This window comes from Psychrobacter pacificensis (genome assembly GCF_900101915.1).
In the GTDB taxonomy this organism is placed as follows: domain Bacteria; phylum Pseudomonadota; class Gammaproteobacteria; order Pseudomonadales; family Moraxellaceae; genus Psychrobacter; species Psychrobacter pacificensis.
Window position 1 is genome coordinate 1 of the sequence record NZ_FNAL01000021.1, and the last position, 20,599, is coordinate 20,599.

The window sequence follows — 20,599 nt, forward strand, 5'->3', positions numbered from 1 at the left end:
GGTGTAGAGATGTTCCGTAAAATGCTTGACGAAGGTCGTGCTGGCGAAAACTGTGGCGTACTACTACGTGGTACTAAGCGTGAAGACGTACAACGTGGCCAAGTACTAGCGAAGCCAGGTTCAATCACGCCTCACACCAAATTTGACGCAGAAGTATATGTACTGTCAAAAGAAGAGGGTGGTCGTCACACACCATTCCTAAACGGCTATCGTCCACAGTTCTACTTCCGTACCACTGACGTAACTGGCGCAATCCAATTACAAGACGGTACTGAAATGGTCATGCCTGGTGATAACGTTGAGATGGGCGTAGAGCTTATCCACCCAATTGCTATGGACAAAGGTCTACGCTTCGCTATTCGTGAAGGTGGCCGTACTGTAGGCGCTGGTGTTGTTGCTAACGTATTGAACTAAGACTTAAGTCTCAGTAATGAGATTATGAATTAGTCATAAAAAAGCCATCCTATCTAGGATGGCTTTTTTTTTGGAGGTAAATAGGGGTATTTGCAGCATTAGATCTAAGATTTGGTAAAATGGTTCTTTTGATGGAGTGACTTTTGATACTGGCTATTTATTTATAATACACTGTATTGTAATTTGCCGCATAGCTTGCTATATTAGCGCTGCATTTAACGTGTATGGTTAATCTAAACCATAACGAGAAAGCCTATAATTAATATAGTGACTTTTGATAGATGTAATATCAGGTAAAAATTAACAATTTTACCGCCAAAGGCTTGCATTCTATGCTGGATATTGTATAATGCTGTCCTTTACATCCATAGGCGATTGGCTCAATTGGTAGAGCATCGGTCTCCAAAACCGAGGGTTGTAGGTTCGAGTCCTACATCGCCTGCCATCTTCTTATCTCATCTTTGTTGTACCCCATCATCTCCGAAGCGAGTTCTTTATGAGCAATAATCAAGATAACCTCGAGACTAAGTTATCTGATGCCAAGGCGGTTGCTGGTGGAATGCTGTCTAAAAATAAGCACATCTCAGCGAGCGGTACTTCTGCTGTTGAAGTTGCTAAGACTGGCTCAATCAAAGATTTGATTTTGTGGCTACTTGCCGCAATTGTTTTGATCGGTGCGACTCTCGTTAATCAATATTTACCAGGCTATTGGCAACCTGCCAACGATGTCTGGGTACGTATTGGTATTATTGTTGCACTTGTTGTATTTGCATTAATTTGCTTGGCGCTGACGCATCAAGGTCGTGCTTTTAAAATATTATTAAGAGACGCAGGTGTTGAGCTTCGCCGAGTGACATGGCCAGGTAAAGACGAAACCTTTCAATACACATGGCAAGTCATTGTCGTGATCGGAATTGTTGGGTTTTTTATTTGGTTATTAGATAATTTCTTTAATTGGTTCGTTGGTATCTTTATCGGTTAATAGCATGTATTAGTGACTATTAACGAGATTTACTTATAACGACTTATTCATAATGATCAGGAGCGTGATATGCGTTGGTATATTGTCCAAGCGTTTTCAGGATATGAAAAACAAGTACAACGTTCGTTAACTGATCGTATTAACCGTAGTGACTTTGCTGAGTCATTCGGTGATGTACTGGTTCCTACTGAAGAAGTCGTCGAAATGAAAGACGGCAAAAAGCGTAAGAGCGAGCGTAAATTCTTTCCAGGTTATGTATTGATCCAGATGGAGATGAACGATAATACTTGGCACATCGTAAAAGATTGCCCTCGTATTATGGGCTTCGTCGGTGGTACGCCTGAGATGCCTGCACCGATTACGCAAGTAGAAGCTGATCGCATTTTAAACCGTTTGAACCAGACTGAAACTGACCCACGTCCTAAGACTCTATTTGAGCCAGGCGAAGAGTTATTGGTTATCGATGGTCCATTTACTGACTTTAAAGGGTTAGTAGAAAAAGTGGATTATGAGAAGTCTAAACTACATTTAACGGTAAACGTATTTAATCGACCTACGCAGGTTGAGCTTGAGTTTAGTAAAGTTGAAAAACTAGACTAAATCAGCAAAAAGTTCATCAACCGGGGAGCTGTTAGTCAACCAGTTATATGTCGTATCACGTTGATTTGGCGCTATCACCCATTTAGGAGAGTATCATGGCTAAGAAGATTGATGGTTACATCAAACTGCAAGTGCCTGCAGGCAAAGCAAATCCTTCACCACCGATTGGTCCAGCTTTGGGTCAAAAAGGCGTGAACATCATGGCGTTCTGTAAAGAATTTAACGCTGCGACCTCAGGCCAGGAGCCAGGTCTACCGATCCCAACTGAGATCACAGTATATAACGATAAATCTTTTACCTTCATCATGAAGTCACCACCAGCTGCGTACTTACTACGTAAAGCTGCTGGCATCGCTAAAGGTTCAGGTACACCGAACACTGCTAAAGTCGGCAAAGTGGACCGTGCACAACTAGAAGAAATCGTTAAGACTAAGAATGCAGATTTAACGGCTGCTGATCTTGACGCTGCTGTCCGTACCATCGCTGGTACTGCACGTTCAATGGGTATTACCGTGGAGGGTGTATAATGTCTAAGCTAACCAAACGTCAAAAAGAAATTCAAAGCCGTGTTGATAACGAAAAACAATACACGCTAGAAGAAGCCGTTCAAATCCTAAACGATTTGCCAGCGCTAAAATTCAAAGAGTCTATCGATATTGCAGTAAACTTGGGCGTTGACCCACGTAAATCTGACCAAGTCGTTCGCGGTGCAACCAATCTACCTGCTGGTACTGGTAAAACTAAACGCGTTGCTGTATTTGCTCAAGGCGCTGCTGCTGAAGCCGCTAAAGAAGCTGGTGCGGACATCGTTGGTTTTGAAGACCTAGCAGAAGAAATCAAAGCCGGTAACATGGACTTTGATGTTGTGATCGCAGCTCCTGATGCTATGCGTGTTGTTGGTCAATTGGGTACGATCCTAGGTCCACGTGGTCTAATGCCTAACCCTAAAGTTGGTACGGTAACGCCAAACGTTGCTGAAGCTGTGACTAATGCGAAAGCGGGTCAGGCTCAGTACCGTGTTGATAAAGCTGGTATTATCCATGCAACTATCGGCCAAGTTGGTTTCACTGCTGAGCAAATCGAGCAAAACGCGCAAGCGATTCTTTCTGATTTAAAGCGTGCTAAGCCTGCTACTTCTAAAGGTACTTTCATCAAGAAAATCACCTTGTCTAGCACGATGGGCCCTGGTCTAACGATTGACGCTGTTCCTTATCGTACTGCAAAATAATTAAAGTCTCTATTTTTGAGTACTTGAACTTCAAGTATTTTGAATGATGAGCACATACTATATTCAAAAATTAGGTCAGCGTAGTATTTGCTACGCTGTCTAAGACCGTAGGTAGAGAGTGGTTTAGCGTCATAAGTAACAATTTTCGAATGGTTAAATATGACACTGAGTCACTTTTGTTAATCGACGACAGATGAAAATCTTAGTTGTCCTACGCAGACGGTGGCCCATACAGTTTAAGACACGAGCGAATAGGGCGGTAAGGTTATTTATATAATCTTCAAACTATTACTCAACGTCATTCTGATAACGGTGCCGTAATCAGTCGTTACCAGTAGATGCTTTTTTTATTAATTGAATCCGCTGGTAATGTGTCGTATCAAGTCAGTCCTAGCTTGAAATTTAAGCTTGCAGAAATTTCGATTTTTAGCGCTTTTATGATAAGCAGATTGATAAGATTAAAGGAGTCAACTTATGGCATTAACGCTAGAGCAAAAACAACAAGTTGTGGCTGAAGTGTCTGAAGTTGCTGCTAATGCTTACTCAGCAGTAGCTGCCGAATATCACGGTATTGGTGTTGCACAGCTTACTCAGCTTCGCGTACAAGCCCGTGAAAAAGGCGTCGTTTTGAAAGTGGTAAAAAATACCCTGGCAAAACGCGCTTTTGAAGGCACTAAGTTTGAGAGCATGTCAGACCGTATGACTGGTCCACTACTTTTGGCTTTCTCTATGGAAGATTTAGGATCTGCTGCCAGAGTCGTTTTCGACTTCAGTAAAGATAACAAAGCGTTAGAGACCAAATTAGTATCAGTCGGTGGTGAAGTTTATGGTCCAGAAGAGCTAGAGCGCGTATCGAAGCTACCAACTCGCGACGAAGCAATCTCTATCTTGATGGCTACTATGAACGCACCAGTGACCAAGCTTGTCCAGACTATGAACGCTGTTCCTGGCAAGTTCGTTCGCACTGTAGCGGCAATCAAAGACGCAAAAGAAGCTGCTTAATTGCTTGTTTTAACGTAACTTTAACATTGCTAATTTTGGTTGAATTTTATTGCCACATTCGGCAATCAATCAAAGCGATATTAAAATCAATTAATTTTTATCAGATAACGGAGAGTTCTCATGGCACTATCTAAAGAAGATGTGTTAAACGCAATCGCTGAAATGTCAGTAATGGACATCGTTGAGCTAATTAGCGATATGGAAGAAAAATTCGGCGTAACTGCTGCTGTTGCTGCTGCTGCACCTGTTGCTGCTGCTGGTGGCGCTGCTGCTGCTGAAGAAAAAGACGAGTTTGACGTTGTTCTTGCTAGCTTCGGCGACAAGAAAGTTGGCGTAATTAAAGCCGTACGTGAAGCAACTGGTCTTGGCCTAAAAGAAGCGAAAGATTTGGTTGAAGGCGCTCCAGCTCCAATCAAAGAAGGCGCATCTAAAGCTGAAGCTGAAGAGTTGAAAAAGAAACTTGAAGAAGCTGGTGCAACTGTTGAACTAAAATAAGTTTAACACTGTACAGAAAAAAAGCTGGTAATGCCTTGCATTGCCGGCTTTTTTTTATTATAATTCGTAGCTTGACCTTTTGTGTCTGCCAACATACGTATGCATTAACGGTGGATACCCATCAAAAGGACAGACGATATACATGCAAGTACACATACCAGTTTTTGAAATCAGTTAATATCAGCTAAACGTCTGTAGATGTTTGGCATTTTTTTGTGTCTGCATGCTTTCCTATCAACACTATAGTTTATACTGATTCTTAAAGTTATAGTTACCCCAATTATTAATCCTGAAAAAAGCGGTATTCTGAAAAAGCTGGTGATCATAAGTTGCCTACTTGGTGTGGCATGACTGTCGATATTAAGTCTTATAGACAGTTTGCATGTGTAGGGAACATAGTTCGGTAATAAGCAGTCTAGATGGCAAGTGGCTTATATGCAATCTTAATAGACGTTATTTTCCAGCAATGTATTTGTAAATTAAGCCTCATAGGCAATGCATTATAGATTATATAATATTGAATTTTTTGGTTGCAACAGTCATATAGATTGATTCACTTACCATGAATTTAGCAAGCAAAGACGAGATTAAGTGAAGTGTGCTAGGTAAGCACTGATGAGTAAAGTAGTAATTGACAGAAAAGACATGAACTGAACACGAAAACCCGTTTTATATTATCGTTTACGTCGCTAAGTGTGCATCGTATTTATGCATATTGGCCACGCTTTTAATTTGTTTCCACGTTTACTGTAAGGACTCTCGATGGCATATTCTTATACTGAAAAAAAGCGTATTCGCAAAAGTTTTGCTGAATTGCCCACTGTAATGGACGTTCCCTATTTACTGTCTATTCAAGTAGATTCTTATGAGCAATTTTTGCAAGAGCATAAAAAGCCAAAAGCTCGTGAGAATACTGGTTTGCAAGCTGCGTATTCCTCTATTTTCCCAATTGAGAGTCACTCTGGTAACGCGGAGTTGCAATTTGTTGAGTACTATTTAGGTACGCCTGAATTTGATGAGCGTGAGTGTATCTTACGTGGTTCAACGTTCGCGGCGCCGATGCGTGTCAAAATTCGTTTGATCATCAAAGATAAAGATAGCAAAGATAAAGATAGCAAAGCCGCTATCAAAGATATCCGTGAGCAAAGCGTTTACATGGGCGAGATACCTTTGATGACTGCGAACGGTACTTTCATTATTAATGGTACTGAGCGTGTTATCGTATCTCAGCTACATCGTTCACCTGGTGTGTTCTTTGACCATGATAAAGGTAAGTCGCATTCAAGTGGTAAAGTGCTTTATAACGCGCGTATCATCCCTTACCGTGGTTCATGGTTAGACTTTGAATTTGATGCAAAGGACTTAGTCTTTGCTCGTATTGACCGTCGCCGTAAGCTATTGGCTTCTATCATTCTACGTGCACTTGGCCTGACTACATCTGAAATTCTAGATTTGTTCTTTGATAAAGTTGCTGTTTATAAAGCTGAAGAGACGTTTGAAATTGATCTAGTTGCTGATCGTCTACGTGGCGAAATGGCGCAGTTTGATATCGTATCACCTGAAGGTGACGTTATTGTAGAGCAGGGCAAACGTATCAACGCACGCCGTATCCGTCAGCTTGAAGAAGCAGGTATGACGAAAATTGCGGTACCTGATGAATACCTATATGAGCGTATTTTAGCTGAAGACATCGTTGTTAATGATGAAATCATCGCTAAAGCGAACACGCCAATCGACCACGAGTTATTGGTAAAATTGAACTCATTTGAAGCCAGTGGTGCCATCAAAGAGTTCAGCATTCTGTTCACTAACGATATCGACCAAGGCAGCTATATTGCTGATACGCTACGTGCTGATAGCACGTCAACCCGCGAAGAAGCATTGATCGAAATCTACAAAGTTATGCGTCCAGGTGAGCCACCAACGGTTGAAACGGCTGAGAAACTGTTTGAGAGCATGTTCTTCAACGCCGATCGTTATGACTTATCTAACGTCGGCCGTATGAAGTTCAACCGTCGTCTTGGTCTGCCATTTGAAAACACCGATGACCCAGACGTACAGCGCGAACGCAGTGTATTGACCAACGATGATATCGTTAATGTTCTAAAAGAACTTATCGAAATTCGTAACGGTCGCGGCGATGTCGATGATATTGACCATCTAGGTAACCGCCGTATTCGTTCAGTGGGCGAGATGGCAGAAAACCAATTCCGTGTTGGTCTAGTACGTGTTGAGCGTGCCGTAAAAGAGCGTTTGAGCTCAGCAGAGTCAGACAACTTGTCACCACAAGATTTGATTAACTCTAAGCCAGTAGCGGCTGCGGTTAAAGAATTCTTTGGCTCAAGCCAGTTGTCACAGTTTATGGATCAGAACAACCCATTGTCTGAAGTTACCCATAAGCGCCGTGTATCAGCGTTAGGACCTGGTGGTCTAACTCGTGAACGCGCAGGCTTTGAAGTACGTGACGTACATGATACGCATTATGGCCGTGTATGTCCTATTGAGACTCCTGAAGGTCCAAACATTGGTCTGATCAACTCACTAGCGACATTTGCTAAAACCAACAGCTTTGGTTTCTTAGAAACGCCATATCGCCGTGTGGTTGATGGTAAAGTGACTGATGATATTGAATATCTATCAGCAATCGAAGAAGTCGGTACTGTTATTGCACAGGCTGACTCTCCGATGACTGAGGATGGCGCGTTATCTGACGAGATGGTCAGTGTGCGTAACTATGGTGAATTTGTTCGTATGCCGCCAGAAAAAGTGACGCATATGGATGTATCACCAAGTCAGGTCGTATCGGTTGCAGCAGGTCTGATTCCGTTCCTAGAGCATGATGATGCTAACCGTGCCTTGATGGGCTCGAACATGCAGCGTCAGGCGGTTCCTACCCTACGTGCTGATAAGCCATTGGTAGGTACCGGTATGGAGCGTCACGTTGCTCGTGACTCAGGTGTTTGTGTCATCGCTAAGCGTGGCGGTGTAATTGAAGATGTTGATGCATCACGTATCGTGGTTCGTGTCAACGAAGACGAGATGGTTGCTGGTGAAGCGGGTATTGATATCTATAACTTGATCAAATACACGCGCTCTAACCAAAACACTTGTATCAACCAACGTATCATCGTTAACCAAGGTGACGAGATTGCTTTGGGTGATATCTTGGCTGATGGTCCATCAACGGATCTTGGTGAGCTAGCACTTGGCCAGAACATCCGCATCGCATTTATGCCGTGGAATGGTTACAACTTTGAAGATTCAATCTTACTATCTGAAAAAGTCGTGAAAGAAGATCGTTTCACTACGATTCATATCCAAGAATTGACTTGTGTGGCTCGTGATACCAAGCTAGGTACAGAAGAGATCACGGCTGATATTCCAAACGTTGGTGAAGCCGCACTATCAAGTCTTGATGAAGCAGGTATCGTCTATATCGGTGCTGAAGTTGATGCTGGTGATATTCTCGTTGGTAAAGTGACGCCAAAAGGTGAAACGCAGCTAACGCCAGAAGAGAAACTACTACGCGCTATCTTTGGTGAAAAAGCGGCGGATGTGAAAGACACTTCACTACGCGTACCAACTTCAAGTAAAGGTACGGTTATTGACGTACAGGTTTTCACCCGTGATGGCGTTGAAAAAGACGCACGCGCAAGAGCGATTGAAAAATCGCAGCTTGATAGCTATCGCAAAGATTTGAAAGAAGAGCTACGTATCTTTGAAGAAGCGGCTCGCGGTCGTATTAGTACTCTACTAGATGGCCAAAAAGTCAGCGGCGGTGCTGGTCTAAAAGCCGGTACGGTTATGGCATTGGCTGATATGAAAGATATGAGCCTTGAGACCTTGCTTGATATTCAACCAGTAGAAGAAGAAATCTCTGAGCGTCTGACGCAAATCTCTGATTACTTGGTTGATAAGCAAAAAGACATCGATGTGAAGTTTGCTGAGAAAAAGCGCAAATTGACTGCTGGTGATGACTTGCAACATGGCGTACAAAAAATCGTTAAAGTATATCTAGCGGTTAAGCGTCGTATTCAGCCTGGTGATAAGATGGCTGGTCGTCATGGTAACAAAGGTGTGGTATCGCGCATCATGCCAGTTGAAGACATGCCTTATGATGAAAATGGTAATACCGTTGACATCGTATTGAACCCACTTGGTGTACCATCTCGTATGAACATTGGTCAGGTTCTAGAGACGCATTTGGGTATGGCAGCGAAAGGATTGGGCGAGAAGATTGATGGTATGCTCAAATCTCAAGCAGCGATCAAAGAGCTACGTGACTTCTTGGACAAAATCTATAACCAAGTAGGCGGTGAGCAAGTTGATCTTGATAGCTTAAGTGATGATGACATCATGGCGCTAGCAGACAACTTACGTGGCGGTGTACCAATGGGCACAGCAGTATTTGACGGCGCAAGAGAAAGCCAAGTCAAAGACCTGCTAGAGCTTGCTGGTATGGATCGCGATGGTCAGCAGACGTTATATGATGGTCGTACAGGTCAGAAATTTGACCGTAAAGTGACCGTGGGTTACATGTACATGCTCAAGCTTAACCATTTGGTTGATGACAAAATGCATGCGCGTTCAACGGGTTCTTACTCTCTAGTCACGCAGCAGCCACTCGGCGGTAAAGCGCAGTTTGGTGGTCAGCGCTTCGGTGAGATGGAAGTGTGGGCACTAGAAGCATACGGCGCGACTTATACGTTGCAAGAAATGCTAACGGTGAAGTCGGATGACGTTGAAGGCCGTACTCGTATGTACAAAAACATCGTTGATGGTGAGCAGTATATGGATCCAGGCATGCCTGAGTCGTTCAACGTACTGACCAAAGAAATCAAATCATTGGGTATTAATATTGAGTTAAAACAAAGCAACTAGCCCGTTGTTTAACTTAGTTGTCCACTAAAGGCAGTATGCATTATGGCTGCTGCTTTTAGTGATTTGTCTCAACCCTATTCATTGCCTTCATTCATCTTATCTGCGTCAATGGTACGCTTTCAGATGATTATAAAGATAACGGAGAAGCAACTTGAAAGATTTACTCGATATCATGCAAAGCCCTACCGGCAACGGTAATACAGAGTTTGATAGCATTCAAATTACTCTAGCCTCACCTGACGTCATCAAGTCATGGTCGCATGGCGAAGTAAAAAAACCTGAAACCATCAACTATCGCACGTTCAAACCTGAGCGTGATGGTCTTTTTTGTGCCAAAATCTTTGGCCCAGTAAAAGATTTTGAATGTCTATGTGGTAAATATAAGCGCCGTAAGTTCCAAGGCGTTATCTGCGAAAAATGTGGTGTTGAAGTCACCACTGCGAAAGTTCGTCGTGACCGCATGGGTCATATTGACCTAGCCAGTCCTGTGGCGCACATTTGGTTCCTAAAATCACTACCAAGCCGCATCGGTCTATTGCTAGACATGACATTGCGCGATATTGAGCGCGTCCTGTATTTTGAAAGCTACATCGTGACTGATCCTGGTCTGACTTCTTTAGAAAAGTATCAGTTGCTTGATGATGAAGATTATTACAAAGCACTTGAAGAGTTTGGCGACGAGTTCACTGCCAAGATGGGTGCGGAAGCTGTCCAAGACCTATTGAAAGATATCGATATGGATCTTGAGATTGATGAGCTGCGTGAAGCGATTCCACAAACAGGTTCTGAGACCAAGCTTAAGAAGATGTCTAAGCGTCTTAAATTATTAGAAGCATTCCGTGACTCTAATAACAAGCCTGAGTGGATGGTAATGAATATCTTGCCAGTACTACCACCAGATTTGCGCCCGTTAGTACCGCTAGAAGGTGGTCGTTTTGCGACGTCAGATCTAAACGATCTATATCGCCGTGTGATCAACCGTAACAACCGTCTTAAGCGTCTGCTTGAGCTGAGTGCACCTGATATCATCGTACGTAACGAAAAACGTATGTTGCAAGAGTCAGTGGATGCGTTGCTTGATAACGGTCGTCGCGGTCGTGCCATCACTGGTAGTAACAAGCGTCCATTGAAATCTTTGGCTGATATGATCAAAGGTAAGCAAGGTCGTTTCCGTCAGAACTTGCTTGGTAAGCGTGTCGATTACTCTGGTCGTTCGGTTATCGTTGTAGGCCCAACATTACGTTTACATCAGTGTGGTCTACCGAAGAAAATGGCTCTAGAATTATTCAAGCCATTTACTTATAACAAACTATTGTCTCATGGTTTAGCGACTACGATTAAAGCTGCCAAAAAGATGGTAGAGCGTGAAGAGCCACAAGTATGGGATATGCTGGCCATGGTTATCCGTGAGCATCCAGTACTTCTCAACCGTGCGCCAACACTTCACCGTTTGGGTTTACAGGCATTTGAGCCAGTATTGATCGAAGGTAAAGCAATCCAGTTGCATCCGCTTGTTTGTACTGCATTCAACGCCGATTTCGATGGTGACCAAATGGCCGTTCACGTGCCATTGACCCTAGAAGCACAGCTTGAATCGCGTGCCTTGATGATGTCTACTAACAACATCTTGTCACCTGCGAACGGTGATCCGATCATCGTACCCTCACAGGATGTTGTACTAGGTCTATATTACATCAGTCGCTCGTCTATCAATGCCAAAGGCGAAGGCATGATATTTTCGACCGTCAACGAAGCTTTGCGTGCAATTGGTTCAAACGATTTACATGTAAACGCGAAGATCAAAGTGCGTGTCACTGAAACGCAAATTGACGAAGACGGTAACGAGAGCAAAGAAACCAGTATCAAAGATACGGTTGCTGGTCGTCTACTTATCTGGAACATCATGCCTAAAGGTATGACGTTTGATGAGTGTAACCAAGAGATGACGAAGAAAAATATTTCTCGTTTGATCAACTCTTGCTACCGTAAAGTGGGCGTCAAAGAAAGCGTTATGTTTGCTGACCAATTGATGTATCTTGGTTTTGCTCAAGCAACGCTATCTGGTGTGTCTATCGGTATCGATGATATGGTCATTCCACCACTGAAAAAGCAAATCATCGAAGTGGCAGAAGGCGAAGTTCGCGAAATCGAAGATCAATTTGAGCAAGGCTTTGTGACCGCTGGTGAGCGCTATAATAAAGTCGTTGATATCTGGTCACGTACCAATGACAAAGTCGCTAAGGCGATGATGGATAATTTGGCCACAGATAAAGTTATCAACGCCCAAGGTGAAGAAGACGAGCAGAAATCATTCAACTCGATCTTTATCATGTCGGATTCTGGTGCTCGTGGTAGTGCGGCACAGATTCGTCAGTTGGCCGGTATGCGTGGTTTGATGGCGAAACCAGATGGCTCAATCATTGAGACACCAATTAAAGCGAACTTCCGTGAAGGTTTGACCGTACTACAGTACTTCATCTCAACTCACGGTGCACGTAAAGGTCTAGCGGATACAGCACTAAAAACAGCTAACTCAGGTTACCTAACTCGTCGCTTGGTCGATGTGGCGCAAGATTTGGTTGTGACCAGCGAAGACTGTGGTACCGAAGAAGGCTTGCTCATGAAGCCACATATCCAAGGTGGTGAAATCATTGAGAAGCTAGGCGAGCTAGTACTTGGTCGTGTAACTGCACGTGATGTGACGTATAACGATGATGCTGATAAAGTATTGGTTCCAGCTGGTACTTTGATTGATGAGTATTGGGTTAATGTCCTTGATAACAACGCAATCGATGATATCTGGGTACGTTCGGTGATTACTTGTGATATCGAACATGGTGTGTGTTCACAATGCTATGGTCGTGACCTTGCACGTGGTCACAAAGTGAATATCGGCGAGTCAGTTGGTGTTATGGCCGCTCAGTCTATCGGTGAGCCAGGTACTCAGTTGACCATGCGTACGTTCCACGTGGGCGGGGCCGCGAGTTCAGCATCTGTGGACAACAGCATCTCTGTACGTAATGCTGGTCAAGCGCACTTTGAAAACATGAAAACGGTACAGCATACTGATGGTCACTTAGTCATCGTATCGCGTTCAGCTGAAATCGCGTTGACTGATGAGCTTGGCCGTGAGCGTGAGCGCTATAAATTACCGTACGGTTCAAGCGTTCTTGTAAAAGACGAAGAGCAGGTTGAAAGCGGTCAAACCATCGCTAAATGGGATCCGCATACTCATCCAATTATCACAGAATTTGCTGGTACAGCACGTTTCAGTGATATCGTTGATGGTTCAACGGCGACCGTTAAGGTTGATGATGCCACTGGTATGAGCTCGTTTGAGATTCTAGCGACTCGTGACCGTTCAAGTTCAGCAAAAGACCTACGTCCTGCCATTATCTTGAACACTGACGAAGGCAAAGAAGTGGTTTACTTCTTACCAGCTGAAACGATCATTCGCGTGAGCGATGGTGAAAAAGTAGCAGCAGGTTCGATTCTAGGCCGTGTTCCACAAGCCTCTTCTGGTACAAAAGATATTACCGGTGGTCTACCACGTGTTGCTGATCTATTTGAAGCACGTCGTCCAAAAGATCACGCCATCATGGCAGAAATGACAGGTGTCGTAAGCTTTGGTAAAGAGACCAAAGGTAAGAACCGCTTCATTATTACCAATGAAGATGGCGAAGTACATGAAGAGCTGATTCCAAAATGGCGTCAAATCAACGTCTTTGAAAACGAGACGGTAGCACGTGGTGAGATTATTGCAGATGGTCCACAAAACCCGCATGATATCTTGCGTTTGAAAGGCCAGACGGCACTTGCTGATTATATCGTCAACGAAGTACAGGACGTCTATCGCTTGCAGGGTGTAAAAATCAACGATAAGCACATCGAAGTTATTATTCGTCAGATGCTGCGTAAAGTTGAAGTCACTGACGGCGGCGATTCAAGCCACTTCAAAGGTGATCAGGTCGAGTATGCAGATATCAAAGCGTTGAATGCGAAACTAGAAGCGGAAGACAAATTCCCAGTACAGTTTGAACGTCAATTATTAGGTATCACTAAGGCAAGTCTTGCAACGGAAAGCTTTATCTCAGCGGCGTCTTTCCAAGAAACAACCCGTGTACTAACGGCGGCGGCTGTGACTGGTAAAGTGGATGAGCTACGTGGTCTGAAAGAAAACGTGGTGGTTGGTCGCTTGATTCCTGCAGGTACGGGTCTTGCTTATCACAAGGCACGCAAAGAGACAGCGGATCAGAAGCTACAAGACAGTGATCTAAATGCAGCGTTTGATATGACTGCAAGCGCTGACAGCAAAGACTTTGCAAGCTTTGATGAGGCCTTTGCTCAAGAGCTAAATCAAAATAATTAATCGTATTAAGTATTTTGTTTCATTCCCAATTTAAGAAAAAGCCAGCCTAAGTCGCTGGCTTTTTTGTGTGTATAAAAACTGAGAAAGGCATGGTGCTATTATCTAAAAAAATAGTACACTGGAAAATAAGCCTCAATTTACTATCTATAGAAGGATAAGTCGCACATGGCAGGTAAAACTCGCGTTGCCAAATATCAAGCAGATCGTACCAATCAAAAACTGTATTTCTGCCGTCTCTCTTGTCAAGCAGCAGGCAGCACCAATGATAAGCAGCTATATCAAGCTCATTGTGAAACGGCTATTTTTCATTTGTATGGTGCGCTGCTGGCATTCACTCAAGAACTGGGTCATTTTTATAGCTTAAATATGACCGCACCAACTTTGTCAGATATTGAGCAAGCACTAAGCGAGCGCACGCAGGTATCTCCTGAGATTCAGCGTTTGCAGCAATTGCAGCAGCAAGGCTTTATTGCAAATATAGAGCGCGCTTATGAGCGTTGTCTCTATGCGGTACCACCAGATACGGTTGTGGATGAAAAACCAAGTAGCGATTTATCTGCGCCCGACCTTATTGTGAATGTCGTTACTTTGTCAAATCAATGGTTACCTGATGAGGCAACGATAAGAGAATGGCGTAATCAGCTTTTAGAACTGATCGAGCAACTACGTGCAGGGATGGTTGAGTTTTAGCAGGATGAGTCTATTCGAAATATAATATCTACAAAAAAAGGCTTATTCAGTGATGACTGAATAAGCCTTTTTTTTATATCGGTAGCTAGAGATACCAGTAGATTACTCTGGCATCGGGGGCATACGCTGGACCGGCGTGACCGATAAAGGGTTTTGCGGCACGCTATCGTTACTACGGCTATTGTTTGCTTGAGCTACTGCTGAGTTGTTAGTATCTGCAGTGGGCTCGGCGACTGTCGGTTTGCGCTGCTGAATTTGAGTCTTGACCGGTTTTGCTGGTGCGCTATTATCAGAGATGTCGTCATCATCAGTTATAATACCATCATCGGTCATTTCTATAATTTGCTGTTGCTGCTTTTTAGATTTTGAGCGGTTATTGATAGACACCCATTGGTTTGGCGTGTCTTTGAGCTGAGTTTTCATAAAGTCCATCCAGATGGGCAGGGCAGCCACACCACCATACTCTCGGCGACCCATAGATGTTGGCTGATCAAACCCCATCCATACAACCGTTGCATTGGTAGGATGAAACCCTGCAAACCAAGCGTCTTTGGCTTCGTTGGTTGTACCGGTTTTGCCGCCAATATCATCACGGCCTAAGGCTTTTGCTCGTACTGCAGTACCACGTTGCACCACATCACGTAAAATATCTGCCATTTCAAATGCTACTCTAGGCTTTAATATTCTTGGTGCTTGTTTGGCTGCTATGTATTGTACGACAGGTGCTTTTAGGCGATCTGATTGTGGACCAGCGTCGTAGACGGTAAGGTCGATTGCTTCATCCGTTACTTCTACATTTTCACTATTTTCTAGCTCTGTGCTCTCGGTAGCCAATTCTTCAGTAGTACTGTTTTTATCTTCTAATGACTTGTTATATTCTTCTATCAGGTTTTTATTAACCGCTTCAAGTTGCTCATTAAAGCATAAGGCGCAAGCCTGAAGTGGATTGGCCTGAAATAATAACTCATTTTTATAGTTATAAATTTGCTCAATAAAGTAAGGTTGTACGCGGTGACCACCATTTGCAAAGGTTGAATACGCCGTTACCATTTGCAATGGGGTTGCTTGTCCTGCCCCTAGAGCCAACGATAAAGTTGTTGGTAGTTTTTCTTTGTCTAGGCCGAACTCATCTAAGAGGTTGCGCGCATCAGAGATACCAATGGCTTGTAGGAGACGGATAGAAACCAAGTTGCGAGATAAATACAAACCACGACGTAGCGTGATATCCCCTAAGAAGCGTTCATCAGAGTTTTTAGGTTTCCAGTCGCCTACTTGAATAGGGCGATCTGAAACAATACTGTCTGGGCGGTAGCCTTTTTCCAAAGCGGCGGTATAGACTAATGGTTTGATGGTTGAGCCAGGTTGGCGCCATCCTTGTAAGGCTCGGTTGAACTTACTGTGTTTGAAATCAAAACCGCCTACTAATGCATTAACCGCGCCGGTTTCTGGATTTAATGAAACCAGACTACCTTGTATTTTGGGTATCTGCCCTAGTTGCCAATTACCATTTGCGGTAGGTATCACGCGGACAATATCGTTTTTGCTCACTATTTGGCTAGCATTATTAGGGTAGTAACCGATACGATTGGCAGAGATGTATTTGCGTGCCCAGCTCATGCCAGACCAATTGACCGTTACACTTTCACCAGACTGTAATATCGCTTCAAAACTACGAGAGTTGACTTTGGTAACTTTGGCAGGAGACATATTGCTATAGCGCTGAAAGTTTTCGAGAGGCTCGTCATTTGCCTCTGCGCCGCGCCAACCATGACGATGCTCGTAAGCAATCAACCCAGTTAATATGGCAGCCTCTGCCGCCGTTTGTGCCTTACTATCGACCGTGAGACGAACGCGCCAACCACTGTGCATGACTTGCTCACCATAGCGTTCAACTAAGGTCGCACGTGTCATTTCTGCCAAATAGGGCATATTAACGTCGAGTTTTTCTTGATATAGCTTAATGCCAACGGGGGAGTTAACGGCCTCATCATGCTGAGCTTTGGTGATATAACCCAACTCATACATACGGCCAATAATCCAGTTACGCCGAGTCAACGCGCGGCTAGGATTGGCAACAGGATTATATTTAGAAGGGGCTTTTGGTAAACCGGCAAGCATTGCCATTTCAGCAATAGTAAGATTATCTAGTGATTTACTATAGTATTTTTTGGCAGCGGCGCGGATACCATAAGCGCCTTCGCCCAAATAAATCTTATTGACATATAAAGTCAAAATATCGTTTTTACTCAGCTCGTCTTCGATTTTACGTGCTAAAAATAATTCCGTCAGTTTGCGGTTTAGAGTACGCTCAGGACTTAAAAAATAATTTTTGGCGACCTGCATCGTAATAGTTGAGCCACCAGTCTGACTGTCATCATCAGTCACCACTTCAGTGACCGCGCGTCCAAGACCTTTGATACTGATGCCACTATGCTGAAAGAAAGAAGCATCTTCTGCCGCTAAAAAAGCGTGAGTCAAATCTTCAGGAATTTCATCAAATGTGACTGGTAACGATAAACGATTGCCGTATTGGCCGATTAATTTGTCATCGCTACTATAAATCTGCAATGGCATTTCTAAATTGGCAGTTTTTATCTCTTGAATACTGGGCAAAGTTGGCGATAAATACATCGCCATCCCATAAAAACCAATAGGTACAGCAAGCGCTAAGATAACTGCCAATGCTAGGCAAGCGACAAAAAGTCCCACCAAGAAATGAATGAGACGAGCGGTAGCATTTTTTTTGGCCATAATAAGACTTATTCATTAGAATTTGTAGCGGATAAGGTATTATACCTTGAACAAAATCAACAGGTCATAATAAATGTGTAAGTAGGCCTTAATATATTTTTAAACGCTTGAATCTATCAATTAAGTAAAGTATTGTATTCAATTATTACAAATAACTATCAGATTGTACACTTAATATAAGGTATAGAGTTTGTGAGGCTATTTACTTCAAAAAGTCGACATTTGATTGGTGTGGATATTTGTGCCACTTCAGTAAAAATAGTGGACATACAGCGTCAACAAGGCATGTTCCACCTAAAATCTTACGGTATTGAGAGACTACCGGAAGGTGTAGTCGTCGACAAACTCCTAGTTGATACAGAGGCGGTTGGCAACATTATAGCGAGTCTAGCAAGACGTTGCCAAGTTGCGGGCAGTAATGCTGCAACCGCCGTATCAGGATCTGCCGTCATCACCAAAATTATTGATATGGATATGATGCTAAGCGATGTTGAGCGTGAAGCACAAATACGTTTGGATGCTGATCAATATGTGCCTTATCCATTAGAAGATGTCAATTTAGATTTTGAGGTGCTAGGTCCATCTTTAGTGAGTGAGGATATGGTACAAGTACTGCTTGCGGCCTCTCGCTCAGAAAACGTTGATCAGCGTGTTGATGCGTTGGCCTTTGGTGGTATGCAAACCAAGGTTATGGATATCGAGTCACATGCAATAGAGCGCGCTTTTGGACTGATGGCAGACAATCTGCCAAATATGCCAGAACTGGTCGCTTTGGTTGATATCGGCCATAATCAAACCACTTTATATATCGCAAAGAATGGTGAGTTTATTTATAGTCGCGAGCAATTGTTTGGCGGTGTTCAGTTAACAGAAGCGATTCAAAACCGGTATGGGTTGTCAGCTGAAGAGGCAACGCTGAGCAAACGTGAGCGCACATTGCCTGATGACTACTATCCTGAAGTTTTGACCCCTTTTATAGAAAATACCATTCAGCAAATCACTCGTTCCTTACAATTTTACTTCTCCTCAAGTCAGTATAGTAGTATTGACCACGTGGTACTTGCGGGTGGTAGTAGCTCCATTGCAGGTCTTGCTGGGATGGCACAACAAAAACTCGGTGTAAGCGTTAGTGTTGCCAATCCGTTTACCAATATGACCATTGCGCCTAATATCGATAATGAGCAATTGACCATTGACGCGCCAGGATTAATGGCTGCATGCGGTCTTGCGTTAAGGAGCTTTGACTAATGGCTCGTATTAACCTTTTACCTTGGCGACAAGAGGAGCGCGAGCGTCGTAACAAAGAGTTTATGACTCTGATCGTTGCGGTGACTTTGCTCACCTTATTGGCGGCCTTTGCTTCATGGAGCTATTTTAACAATGAGCTTGATGAACAGCTTGATGCTAATGCTTTGATTGAACAAGAAAATGCACGCTTAGACACCGCATTGACTGAGATTGACAGTTTAGAGCAGCGCCGTGAAGATATTATCTCACGTATGCAGGTCATTCAAGACTTGCAAGGTCGGCGTCCTGTACCAGTACGTTTGTGGGATGATCTGGCAAGAGCGATTCCACCAGCGCTTTATCTAACCAATCTCAAACGCGAAGGCGATGTATTAACATTGACTGGTCTGGCTGATAACCCAAACATTGTATCTAGCCTGATACGTAATTTGGACAGCAGTAAATGGATGGGTAACTCAGCAGTTAGCAATATTCAACAGAACATTAGCGCTTATGAAGCGGCCCCTGTACTAAATAATACCGTCACTACGGCTGGTGAGACACCGCGTCCAGTCTATCCTGAAGACAGTTATGTACAGTTCGTAGTGACGACTAAAGTACAATCAGAAACGCCTGTCCCTGCGGAAGATGGTGTGGGAGGGGAGTTATGAAACTTGTCCGTAAAAAAAGCCTGATCAAGACCAAAAAAATTGCTTCAAAACCAAAGAAGCAGTTTGATCTTAATGAATTTCGTCGCAGTTTTGAGTCACTAGACTCTGAAAACTATGGCAGCTGGCCGTTACCAGTGAAGGTGACGGTGATCGGTCTTATTATTACCTTTATAGCGGCCCTATCATGGGCGCTACCGATTAGTAGTAAAATCGATGAGATCAATGCTGCTGAAAGTCAGCAACAGACCTTGCTTGAAAGCTATCGTGAAAAAGAATCGCGCGCGCGTCACCTACAAGCCTATCAAGCACAGGTCGTTCAGATGGAAACGGAGTTTAATACCTTATTAGACCAGTTGCCAAAAGACACGCGTGTGTCAGAGCTGGTAGAAGGTATCAATATGACAGGTGTCGGTAGTAATATTCGTTTTCAAGACATCTCTGTCGAACCTGAGATTGAAAATGAATTTTTCATTGAGCAACCGATTCGCATTGCTGCTTTAGGTGAATATCATCAGTTTGGTAGTTTTATTAGTGGCCTTGCAGCACTGCCTCGTATCATCACCATGCACGATTTTGAGGTGAGTAACCCACAACCGAGCTTAGATGTTTTACCTGAGCTTAATCTAGTCTTGCAAACCAAAACCTATCGTTCAAAAGAAGCGACTCCTGAAGATGAAACGGCTCCTGCAGGTGATGCCGCCGCTACTGATGCAAATGCAGGAGGTAACTAATGAGTATGCAAAAACTACCCATGCTGTTGACTTTAAGTATCTCAGTGCTAGCGATGACTGGCTGTACGGATCGTATCGGTATGGCAGAGCAAGCGATGACTGACATCCGTAACCAGCCAGCGCAGCCTATCGAACCACCACCCAAAGCTGAACTAGTAGAAGACTTCGTCTATAGTGCAAGCTCACAGCGCAGCCCGTTTTTACCACCGAGCTTGGTGAATGTAGAGGGTCCTACCACTTCTATTGATGGCGTGCGCCCAGATATTACACGTGTAAAAGAACCACTTGAACAATACGAGTTATCGCAACTGGTTTTTCGAGGCGTAGTAGTGTCGCCTGAAGGTCAGCGATACGCATTGGTACAACGTCCTGATGGTTCAGTTGCTAGTGTGAAGGTAGGTGATTATCTTGGATTGAATGACGGCCGTATTGTTGAAATCACGCCGACCCAGATCAATTTGATTGAAATTGTGCCAGACAGCCGCGCTGGGTTTATTGAAAAACCCCAGTCGCTGGTATCCCCTATAAGCTAAGTCGGCAGATTTTTTGAGGAATAAA

15 protein-coding genes and 1 tRNA gene are annotated in these 20,599 nt (G+C 43.7%); 15 read left to right on the forward strand and 1 reads right to left on the reverse strand.

The features are described 5' to 3' along the window. From BLR43_RS10955 to BLR43_RS11005, 11 genes are all read left to right on the forward strand, one after another. Positions 1-414 (forward strand): EF-Tu C-terminal domain-related protein (locus tag BLR43_RS10955; RefSeq protein WP_342021342.1); only part of this gene is annotated, 414 nt, incomplete at its 5' end. 369 nt (positions 415-783) lie between these two features. Then, positions 784-859: transfer RNA gene (locus BLR43_RS10960), tRNA-Trp, on the forward strand. A 51-nt stretch (positions 860-910) separates the two neighbouring features. Next, positions 911-1,396 carry a preprotein translocase subunit SecE gene (gene secE / locus BLR43_RS10965; RefSeq protein ID WP_093071056.1) on the forward strand — a complete coding sequence of 162 codons (486 nt, stop codon included), beginning with the start codon at positions 911-913 and terminating at the stop codon, positions 1,394-1,396. Positions 1,397-1,465: 69 nt separating this feature from the next. After that, a complete protein-coding gene (gene nusG, locus BLR43_RS10970; RefSeq protein ID WP_071002919.1) occupies positions 1,466-1,996 on the forward strand; it encodes a transcription termination/antitermination protein NusG in 531 nt (176 codons plus the stop codon). Between the two features lie 95 nt (positions 1,997-2,091). Beyond that, positions 2,092-2,523 carry a 50S ribosomal protein L11 gene (gene rplK, locus BLR43_RS10975; protein ID WP_071002920.1) on the forward strand — a complete coding sequence of 144 codons (432 nt, stop codon included), beginning with the start codon at positions 2,092-2,094 and terminating at the stop codon, positions 2,521-2,523. Then, positions 2,523-3,224: a 50S ribosomal protein L1 gene (gene rplA / locus BLR43_RS10980; RefSeq protein ID WP_071002921.1), complete on the forward strand. Its 702-nt coding sequence runs from the start codon at positions 2,523-2,525 to the stop codon at positions 3,222-3,224. The genes rplK and rplA overlap by 1 nt, the downstream gene beginning before the upstream one ends. Before the next feature lie 474 nt (positions 3,225-3,698). Then, positions 3,699-4,226, forward strand: a complete 528-nt coding sequence (rplJ, locus tag BLR43_RS10985) for a 50S ribosomal protein L10 (RefSeq protein ID WP_071002922.1) — start codon at positions 3,699-3,701, stop codon at positions 4,224-4,226. 120 nt (positions 4,227-4,346) lie between these two features. Continuing rightward, positions 4,347-4,721, forward strand: coding sequence for a 50S ribosomal protein L7/L12 (rplL, locus tag BLR43_RS10990; protein ID WP_093071059.1), 375 nt, complete (start codon positions 4,347-4,349; stop codon positions 4,719-4,721). Between the two features lie 762 nt (positions 4,722-5,483). After that, positions 5,484-9,602: a DNA-directed RNA polymerase subunit beta gene (gene rpoB / locus BLR43_RS10995; protein WP_093071061.1), complete on the forward strand. Its 4,119-nt coding sequence runs from the start codon at positions 5,484-5,486 to the stop codon at positions 9,600-9,602. 151 nt (positions 9,603-9,753) lie between these two features. Further along, positions 9,754-13,971: a DNA-directed RNA polymerase subunit beta' gene (gene rpoC / locus BLR43_RS11000; RefSeq protein WP_093071064.1), complete on the forward strand. Its 4,218-nt coding sequence runs from the start codon at positions 9,754-9,756 to the stop codon at positions 13,969-13,971. Between the two features lie 165 nt (positions 13,972-14,136). Beyond that, on the forward strand, positions 14,137-14,661 hold the full coding sequence (locus tag BLR43_RS11005; RefSeq protein ID WP_093071066.1) for a DUF6586 family protein: 525 nt from the start codon (positions 14,137-14,139) through the stop codon (positions 14,659-14,661). Between the two features lie 102 nt (positions 14,662-14,763). Here BLR43_RS11005 and BLR43_RS11010 read toward each other — a convergent pair whose 3' ends face one another. Beyond that, positions 14,764-17,412 (reverse strand): penicillin-binding protein 1A, encoded by a 2,649-nt coding sequence (locus tag BLR43_RS11010; protein ID WP_093071068.1) that lies wholly within the window; start codon positions 17,410-17,412, stop codon positions 14,764-14,766. A gap of 192 nt (positions 17,413-17,604) precedes the next feature. On the opposite strand from BLR43_RS11010, the gene pilM reads away from it, so the two are divergent. From pilM to BLR43_RS11030, 4 genes are read left to right on the forward strand one after another with little or no spacing between them, the layout of a single operon-like run. Beyond that, complete coding sequence (pilM, locus tag BLR43_RS11015) at positions 17,605-18,660, forward strand: type IV pilus assembly protein PilM (protein ID WP_071002928.1); 1,056 nt, start codon at positions 17,605-17,607, stop codon at positions 18,658-18,660. After that, on the forward strand, positions 18,660-19,310 hold the full coding sequence (locus BLR43_RS11020; RefSeq protein ID WP_071002929.1) for a PilN domain-containing protein: 651 nt from the start codon (positions 18,660-18,662) through the stop codon (positions 19,308-19,310). The genes pilM and BLR43_RS11020 overlap by 1 nt, the downstream gene beginning before the upstream one ends. After that, complete coding sequence (locus BLR43_RS11025; RefSeq protein WP_071002930.1) at positions 19,307-20,041, forward strand: type IV pilus inner membrane component PilO; 735 nt, start codon at positions 19,307-19,309, stop codon at positions 20,039-20,041. Before BLR43_RS11020 ends, BLR43_RS11025 begins: the two co-directional genes overlap by 4 nt. Beyond that, positions 20,041-20,574: a pilus assembly protein PilP gene (locus tag BLR43_RS11030; RefSeq protein WP_058025948.1), complete on the forward strand. Its 534-nt coding sequence runs from the start codon at positions 20,041-20,043 to the stop codon at positions 20,572-20,574. The genes BLR43_RS11025 and BLR43_RS11030 overlap by 1 nt, the downstream gene beginning before the upstream one ends. Positions 20,575-20,599 lie beyond the last annotated feature (25 nt).

Coding starts and splice junctions, on each gene's coding strand:
- rplK (WP_071002920.1), top strand. CDS start 2,092: ATGGCTAAGAAGATTGATGGTTACATCAAACTGCAAGTGCCTGCAGGC.
- BLR43_RS11030 (WP_058025948.1), top strand. CDS start 20,041: ATGAGTATGCAAAAACTACCCATGCTGTTGACTTTAAGTATCTCAGTG.
- nusG (WP_071002919.1), top strand. CDS start 1,466: ATGCGTTGGTATATTGTCCAAGCGTTTTCAGGATATGAAAAACAAGTA.
- rplL (WP_093071059.1), top strand. CDS start 4,347: ATGGCACTATCTAAAGAAGATGTGTTAAACGCAATCGCTGAAATGTCA.
- BLR43_RS11005 (WP_093071066.1), top strand. CDS start 14,137: ATGGCAGGTAAAACTCGCGTTGCCAAATATCAAGCAGATCGTACCAAT.
- secE (WP_093071056.1), top strand. CDS start 911: ATGAGCAATAATCAAGATAACCTCGAGACTAAGTTATCTGATGCCAAG.
- rplJ (WP_071002922.1), top strand. CDS start 3,699: ATGGCATTAACGCTAGAGCAAAAACAACAAGTTGTGGCTGAAGTGTCT.
- rplA (WP_071002921.1), top strand. CDS start 2,523: ATGTCTAAGCTAACCAAACGTCAAAAAGAAATTCAAAGCCGTGTTGAT.
- rpoB (WP_093071061.1), top strand. CDS start 5,484: ATGGCATATTCTTATACTGAAAAAAAGCGTATTCGCAAAAGTTTTGCT.
- BLR43_RS11020 (WP_071002929.1), top strand. CDS start 18,660: ATGGCTCGTATTAACCTTTTACCTTGGCGACAAGAGGAGCGCGAGCGT.
- BLR43_RS11010 (WP_093071068.1), bottom strand. CDS start 17,412: ATGGCCAAAAAAAATGCTACCGCTCGTCTCATTCATTTCTTGGTGGGA.
- BLR43_RS11025 (WP_071002930.1), top strand. CDS start 19,307: ATGAAACTTGTCCGTAAAAAAAGCCTGATCAAGACCAAAAAAATTGCT.